Below are 7,616 nucleotides of genomic sequence, written 5' to 3' on the forward strand. Positions count from 1 at the left end.
TTTACGCCCGATTGAGCGAGCAATTGTTTTTCGACAGCACTCACGCACCCAGCACATTTCATCCCCGCAACATCGAGGACGATCGTGGTTGTATGTTCGGCGATGGTAACTGGAGTTGAAGTACTTGCAATCATACGGGGAATTAAGATTTCCACTCTTAATCTACAACTTTAGGACAAAGTTTGCCCTATGTACTGAGTAAGTCAGCGCAAGTATCGATCGCATCGCAAAAGCCTGAAACATAGATGGTGGGCAGTGCCCACCCTACTGTCACCGATCGACTAGTCCGCGTAGGCGGACTTCGCATCACTAGCCCCGATTTTAATCGGAGGCTGGGGTTAATTACGATCGCGATCGTCAAACGCTCGATTCATTGCCGCTCGTATTTTCTACACGCCAAAAAACTCTTCCACAGCAGCCAGAATCTGTGCTGAAGCCGTCCCGTCTCCAAACGGATTGATTGCTGTTGCCATCGCTTGATATGCTTGCGGATCGCTTAATAATTCACTGGCTGCGGCGGTAATTCTACTTACATCCGTGCCCACTAATTTTGCCGTTCCACCCGTAATGGCTTCAGGACGCTCGGTAGTGTCGCGCAGCACTAAAACAGGTTTACCTAAGCTGGGAGCCTCTTCCTGAATCCCACCGGAGTCAGAGAGCAGCAGATAGCTACGCTGAATTGCGCCGACGAGTTGGCTATAGTCGAGCGGCTCGGTGAGGAAAACGCGGGGATGTCCGCCCAACATCTCAGTCAGCGGTTCGCGCACTGTCGGATTGCGGTGGAGGGGGAGTAAGAGTGCTGTATCGGGAAATTTTTCTAAAATCTGGAGCATCGCTGCACCGATACTTTGCAACGGTTCGCCCCAATTTTCGCGCCGATGGACGGTGGAGAGAATGACGCGATATTTGCTCCAGTCTAAGCCGGGGATATCGCAGGGGGGTTGAGATTTGGCGACGGTGAGGAGTGCGTCGATGACGGTATTGCCTGTCTGGTAGATTTTGCCTGTGACGTCAGACTTGTGGAGATTGGCGACGGCGAGGCTGGTGGGGGCAAAATGTAACTGGGTAATTTGCGAGACTAGGCGGCGATTTGCTTCTTCGGGAAAGGGATTGTAGATATTGTCCGTCCGCAACCCGGCTTCGACATGCCCGATCGGGATTTGCTGATAAAATGCGGCTAGCGCGGCGGCAAATGCAGTAGTCGTATCTCCTTGGACGATGACTAGCTGCGGTTCGATCTCTCTAAATAGGCGTTCTAGTCCCTGTAAACTGCGCTGGGTAATATCTGTGAGCGTCTGCTGGTGCTGCATGATATCCAAATCTCGATCGGCTTTCAGCCCGAAAATATCCATCACTTGCGCAACCATTTCCCGGTGTTGCCCGGTTAAAATTACCTGTGTGTCAAATTTGCTTGAAGCTTGAAATGTCCGAATTACTGGGGCTAATTTAATCGCTTCCGGACGAGTTCCGAGGGTAAAGCAGATCCGCATCATAAGCTAAGTAGGTAGGGAACACTTGGTCGAGATTTGCACATATTATCACGCTAGAGGGTAGAGGGTAGCTTGTAGGTTGGGTTGAGCCTCGAAACCCAACATTAGCAATTATGTACACACAAAAAAGCTCGGACGGGTGTCCGAGCTGATGAGATAGATGAAATCAATAAGAGCGATACTCTATGAATCGATATCGCAAGTGAGCGGGCAAGTAGCGTAGGTGGTAGTACTTACAGGATTTGCATCACCGTGCAACCAGCTCAACCAACGGACTTCATGAGGGTGGATACCTTTGGTAGTCAAGACTGCTGCGCCAACAACGACAGCAAAAATATTTAGGACGATCGTCCCACCAGCGACGAGTAATACTGCGCTGACTGGGAGGATCGGGTGCAATGTAATCGAGAGTAACGCACCAACCGTAGCCATCAACACAACCAGAGGGAAACCAACTACTAACAGAGTAACTGTTAGTGCAAAACACCAGATGAGAAAGCTTTTAGCTGTAGCGACGAAACGGCTTTTACGGATGGTACGATCTTGAGTTAATTGCATTTTATTGGCTCCGGCTATCTAGATGGATACTGGCTAAAACTGATTTGTTTTGGTCAATCCCATATCGGGGATCAATTTAAGCTGCTGATATCAATATAGATAATCTGTCAAAATAAAAGTAGCTATGTTAAAAAAACTTTACATCATTATTAATCTGTAAGACAATAAATAGGTGTAAAAATCTGCTACTAATTATTAATTATTTGCCAAGTTTTTTCGACGATCGGCCTATGAGTTTAGCGCTCAAATCTAATGTCGATCGCTACTTCAAGTCGATCGGGCACGATAGTAGTGTGATGTCACTAAATGTTTAGGTAGGACTTATTAAATCGTCAGTAGTAGGAGCAACAACTAAAGGGTGAGCGGTGCCCACCCCAATTAGCTGCTATCGATCGGCAAATCGTGAGTCAGATGTAACTATTTTGCGGGGATCAGGACGGTATCGATCGCATGAATGACGCCGTTACTACCTTTGACATCAGCAAGGACGACATTAGCATTATTTATCTTTACCTTTTTGCCACTGATTTTAACAGTGACATTACCACCTTGCACTGTGGCAACCGGGCCGGATTTGAGCTGCTTGGAAGTTACCGTACCAGAAACGACATGGTAGGTAAGGACTTTTTTGAGTTGCTCTTTGTTCGCTGGTTTGAGCAGATTGGCAAGAGTCGCTTTAGGTAGTTTGGCAAAAGCAGCATTTGTTGGTGCAAATACTGTGTAAGGGCCTTCACCAGATAGAGTTTCTACTAAATCTGCGGCTTTGAGAGCTGTAACTAAGGTGGTGAAATTCTTGTTACCAGCAGCAATGCTGACGATCGTTTTGCCAGCAGCAGGAGTCGCTGAAGCAGGTGCTGTGCCAGGATTAGACATGCCACCAGGGGTAGTAGTGCTAGGGGTAGCTGCGGGGCTAGGAGTCATCGTTCCAGGCGTACCGCTTTGCGCGTAGCTAGAAATACTGACAAACAGACCTGTGGAAACAACCGCCGCACCCAGAGTTGCCGCGATCGATTTTTGAATGATAGATCTAGACATGGAGATAAAACCTAACTAAAGTTATTGACACTGACAGTATCCATTGACCTTTAATTAAGTTTTGTGTTCCCGATATCTAGGTAGGGTAAGGGGTAATAGGTAAGGGGTAATGGGTGAGGGGTAAGGGGTAATGGGTAAAATCTCGGATTTAGATTTTGCCGCGTAGCATCATTGCCATCTCGTTGGGTGTGGGTGAGAGTTCGAGGGCGGTTTCTTCAGTGATGCGACCTTCTTGGTAGAGCGCGAAGAGGGATTTGTTCATGGTGATCATCCCGTCGAATTCACCATCGGTCATGAGGGGAGCGATATCGTCATATTTACCGTCGCGAACGTAGTCTTTGACGGTTTCGGTATTGATTAAGATATCGTGATAGGCGGCGCGTTTACCATCGGTCGTGCGGCACAAACCTTGGGAAATGACCGCAACTAGTGATTCGGCTAACGAGACTCGCATGACGGCTTGTTCTTCGGGTTTAAAGAGATTGAGTACCCGCTCGATGGTTTTAATCGCGCTGTTGGTATGCAGGGTACCGATGACTAAGTGCCCGGTTTGAGCGGCTTTGAGTGCGGTATTGACCGTCTCACGATCGCGCATTTCTCCGACCAAAATCACGTCGGGATCTTCCCGGAGAGCGGCTTTGAGAGCAGTATCAAACATCTTCGTATTAGCACCGACTTCCCGATGCTTGATTAACGCGCGTTTGCTCTTATGAATAAACTCGATCGGGTCTTCGATCGTGATAATATGGCGCGGCATTTCCTTGTTCATATAATCGACCATCGCCGCCATCGATGTCGATTTACCCGAACCTGTCGGCCCAGTGACGAGAATTAAGCCCTTATGATAATGGCAGACATCGCGAAATACTGGCGGCAGCCGCAATTCTTCGATCGTCGCAATCTGCATCGGAATCAGTCGCATCACCATCGCATAACCATAAAGCGAATCAAAAACATTGATCCGCACCCGCGCAAATTCATACTGGGTAGCACCATCAAAGTCTAGATTATTCTTAAATGTGTTAATTTCTGCTTCGCTTAACACTTCATGCAGCCAAGACATGAAGGTAGGCAGATCGGTTTCTGGATAATTAGTCGTCTCGATCTCACCGCGATTGCGAAATCGGGGGATTTCACCAACACCAACATGTACGTCAGAAAAACCCGCCTCAAAAGCTTCGGCCACCAAAGCCCCAATACTGGGCTGTCCTGGCGGTAACTTATAGCTGGCAGCGGTCGCAACTGGCGTTGAGATGCCCGGTGGTGGTGGCGGAAAATTAGTTGAGAGGCTGGGTGCTGGTGGCGGTGGTGCCGGAAAATGACGGGAATTTACCATACGGCAAGCTGGATGATTTTGTGCGAATACTCTTGCTTATATTGCCCAAATTTTGAATGGCAATCGACTGTTTGTTGAAATCTGCAAATCTCGCTACCTCACGGTAATAAGTAGCCAAATCGAGATATCATCGCGATAATACTGAAGATCGATTTTCAGTTACCAGCACAATCTCTCGCGATCGGTAAATTTACGGAATATTTTGGGTATTAAAAGAACGTTCGCTGAAATAGTCGAAGTTTGGTAAGATAGGACTCATATATACATTATTCTTCTAAATTATTATGCTAATTGTTCGATCTTTATCGATAAAGTTGAGGCAAACTTAAAATCCTCGATCTCCCCTTGTTAGCCGACTGTTCGATGGTTACTTTACTTTCGAGCCAGCCGTCTAAGTGGTATACAGTCTAATCGTTAAATTCTATATCTTTAAAATTAACTAGCTAAATTTAGCAACCTTGACCGGATCTGGAGATTGTGTGTGGGTCTCGGGTTGGGTAAATCCCGACCTTAGATCTTTGTGCCAACCTAATTGGGCTTTGTGCAAATTACTCAGATCTAGATTTACATACCTTGGCTTCGCTCGGCACGATCGACTGCTGGCGAGGGCATTTTAATTTAACTTATAACAATAACTAGGTACTATTTATAATGTTTTCTGCTGCTAACCGTCTTTCCATCTTTGTGGACGGCAATAATATGTTTTATGCCCAACAAAAAAATGGGTGGTTTTTCGATCCTCGGCGCGTGCTGGAGTATTTTACGAAAGAACCAGAATTGATGCTCATTAACGCTTTTTGGTATACTGGACTCAAAGACGCTCAAGATCAACGCGGGTTTCGCGACGCGCTGATCAGTCTGGGCTATACAGTTCGTACCAAAATCCTCAAAGAGTATTACGATGATACTTCTGGTCGCTACTCCCAAAAGGCGAATTTGGATATTGAAATTGTGGTCGATATGTTTAATACTGTAGATCAGTACAATCGAGTGGTACTATTTAGTGGCGACGGGGATTTCGAGCGCGCGATCGAGTTACTTCGATCGAAGAACACCCATATCACCGTGATCTCCACCGAGGGGATGATTGCCAGAGAACTAAGGAATGTCACCGACCGCTATATCGATCTCAACGATATCCGCGATCGAATCGAGAAAGTTGATTCTTTATAGGAGAACCAATTCAAGTGTTAGAACGAAAGCCAAAAATAATAATGCAATTCACTTTATTGGAGTTACTAGTGCTTATTTAGGTGACAGAAAGATCTTCTTAAGTAAATCTGTCACCTTAAAAATGTCGTTAGCACAGATTCCCGACTTCTTCAAATAAGTCGGGGATCTAGTAGCTCGATTAGTAACTCCTCACATTATTATTTTTAGGTAACTAACATCATGACTCAGCAACCAGAAACGGATCGCGTAATTATTTTTGATACGACCCTGCGCGATGGCGAACAATCTCCAGGCGCGACCTTAAATGCCGACGAAAAACTAACGATCGCGCGTCAATTAGCCCGCTTGGGTGTCGATGTCATTGAAGCAGGATTTCCCTTTTCCAGTCGGGGCGACTTTGAAGCAGTCCAACAGATTGCCGATTTAGTAGGGACGCCATCGGGGCCGATTATTTGCGGTTTGGCACGCGCCAGCGAAAAAGATATTAAAGCCGCCGCTGAAGCTCTCAAACCTGCGGCTAAATCGCGGATTCATACATTTATTGCGACATCCGATATCCACCTAGAATACAAACTCAAAAAGACGCGCCCAGAAGTTTTGCAAATCGCTGGCGAAATGGTCTCTTATGCCAAAACATTCGTCGATGATGTCGAGTTTTCGCCGGAAGATGCCGGACGCAGCGATCCAGAATTTTTGTATACAGTATTAGAACGGGCGATCGCCAATGGTGCGACGACTGTAAATATTCCCGATACCGTCGGCTACACAACTCCCGCTGAATTTGGGGCGTTAATTAAAGGGATTAAAGAGAATGTCCCGAATATCGATCGGGCGATTATTTCCGTTCACGGACACGATGATTTAGGGTTAGCTGTAGCGAACTTCTTAGAAGCAGTCAAAAATGGCGCGCGGCAACTAGAATGTACGATTAACGGCATCGGCGAACGCGCTGGGAATGCCTCATTAGAAGAGCTAGTGATGGCTCTACATGTGCGCCGTCAGTACTTTAACCCGTTCTTAGGTCGTCCCGTCGATTCGGCTGCGTCATTAACTAATATCGATACCCGCCAAATTTACAAAACTTCTCGCTTAGTTTCCAGCCTAACAGGGATGATCGTCCAACCCAATAAAGCGATCGTCGGTGCTAATGCTTTTGCCCACGAATCGGGAATCCACCAAGATGGAGTTTTGAAAAATAAACTCACCTACGAAATCATGGACGCCCGATCGATCGGGTTGACTGATAACCTGATTACACTAGGCAAATTGTCCGGTCGGAACGCCTTCCGCACCCGCTTGTCGGAACTAGGCATCGAATTATCAGAGAACGATCTTAATAAAGCCTTCCTGAGATTTAAAGATGTCGCCGACAAGAAAAAAGAAATTACCGATCGAGACTTAGAAGCAATTGTCAACGACGAAATCAAACAAAGTCCCGAAATCTTTATCCTCGATCGCGTCCAAGTCGCTTGCGGCGATCGCGCTCAACCCACCGCAACTGTTACCATCAGAATGCCCAACGGCGAAGAATTGACCGACGCCGCGATCGGCACTGGCCCCGTAGATGCCATCTACAAGGCAATCAACCGCGTTATCGACGTGCCCAACCAATTGATCGAATTCTCCGTCCAATCGGTCACAGCGGGCATTGACGCCATCGGAGAAGTGACAATCCGACTCAAATACCAGGATTATACTTATTCTGGTTATGCAGCGAATACCGATATTATTGTGGCATCCGCCCAAGCCTACATTAATGCTCTCAATCGGTTGTATGCTGCCAAAACCAAGTTAGAGGAAGCTGCAACTCAATTGGCTGTGAATAGTTAATCGAGGTTAATTTGAACACTCGATCTTCAAATAAGGCAGGGGCAATGCCCACCCTGTTTAAAAGGATTCCCTTAGAGCAAGGGAATTGTAAAATAGAAGGTAGTGCCTTGTCCGATCTCGCTCTCAACCCAAATTCTGCCACCATGTGCGGAGATTGCCATTTGGGAAAAGGGTAAATTCAATCCGGTCGATGC

General features: G+C 46.7%; 9 protein-coding genes. 2 read left to right on the forward strand and 7 right to left on the reverse strand.

Annotation, left to right across the window (positions count from 1 at the left end):
- From RMO35_RS05415 to RMO35_RS05440, 6 genes are all read right to left on the reverse strand, one after another.
- The coding region (locus tag RMO35_RS05415; protein ID WP_309739138.1) for a heavy metal-associated domain-containing protein at positions 1-134 on the reverse strand (134 nt) is incomplete at its 3' end.
- 53 nt (positions 135-187) lie between these two features.
- The gene (locus RMO35_RS05420; protein ID WP_309739126.1) at positions 188-361 is read right to left on the reverse strand and encodes a hypothetical protein; all 174 of its coding nucleotides are present in this window, start codon (positions 359-361) and stop codon (positions 188-190) included.
- Between the two features lie 28 nt (positions 362-389).
- Positions 390-1,493 carry a non-hydrolyzing UDP-N-acetylglucosamine 2-epimerase gene (gene wecB, locus RMO35_RS05425; RefSeq protein ID WP_309739128.1) on the reverse strand — a complete coding sequence of 368 codons (1,104 nt, stop codon included), beginning with the start codon at positions 1,491-1,493 and terminating at the stop codon, positions 390-392.
- Positions 1,494-1,673: 180 nt separating this feature from the next.
- On the reverse strand, positions 1,674-2,048 hold the full coding sequence (locus RMO35_RS05430; protein ID WP_309739129.1) for a hypothetical protein: 375 nt from the start codon (positions 2,046-2,048) through the stop codon (positions 1,674-1,676).
- 417 nt (positions 2,049-2,465) lie between these two features.
- Positions 2,466-3,083: a fasciclin domain-containing protein gene (locus RMO35_RS05435; protein ID WP_309739131.1), complete on the reverse strand. Its 618-nt coding sequence runs from the start codon at positions 3,081-3,083 to the stop codon at positions 2,466-2,468.
- Between the two features lie 148 nt (positions 3,084-3,231).
- Complete coding sequence (locus RMO35_RS05440; RefSeq protein ID WP_309739134.1) at positions 3,232-4,419, reverse strand: type IV pilus twitching motility protein PilT; 1,188 nt, start codon at positions 4,417-4,419, stop codon at positions 3,232-3,234.
- Between the two features lie 651 nt (positions 4,420-5,070).
- On the opposite strand from RMO35_RS05440, the gene RMO35_RS05445 reads away from it, so the two are divergent.
- Both RMO35_RS05445 and RMO35_RS05450 read left to right on the forward strand, forming a co-directional pair.
- The gene (locus RMO35_RS05445) at positions 5,071-5,592 is read left to right on the forward strand and encodes an NYN domain-containing protein (protein ID WP_309733960.1); all 522 of its coding nucleotides are present in this window, start codon (positions 5,071-5,073) and stop codon (positions 5,590-5,592) included.
- Between the two features lie 219 nt (positions 5,593-5,811).
- Positions 5,812-7,422, forward strand: coding sequence for a 2-isopropylmalate synthase (locus RMO35_RS05450; RefSeq protein WP_309739136.1), 1,611 nt, complete (start codon positions 5,812-5,814; stop codon positions 7,420-7,422).
- A 71-nt stretch (positions 7,423-7,493) separates the two neighbouring features.
- On the opposite strand, the gene RMO35_RS25180 is transcribed toward RMO35_RS05450, so the two are convergent.
- Complete coding sequence (locus RMO35_RS25180; RefSeq protein ID WP_396135605.1) at positions 7,494-7,604, reverse strand: ATP-binding protein; 111 nt, start codon at positions 7,602-7,604, stop codon at positions 7,494-7,496.
- Between the last annotated feature and the right edge of the window lie 12 nt (positions 7,605-7,616).

This window comes from Chamaesiphon sp. OTE_20_metabat_361 (genome assembly GCF_031364565.1).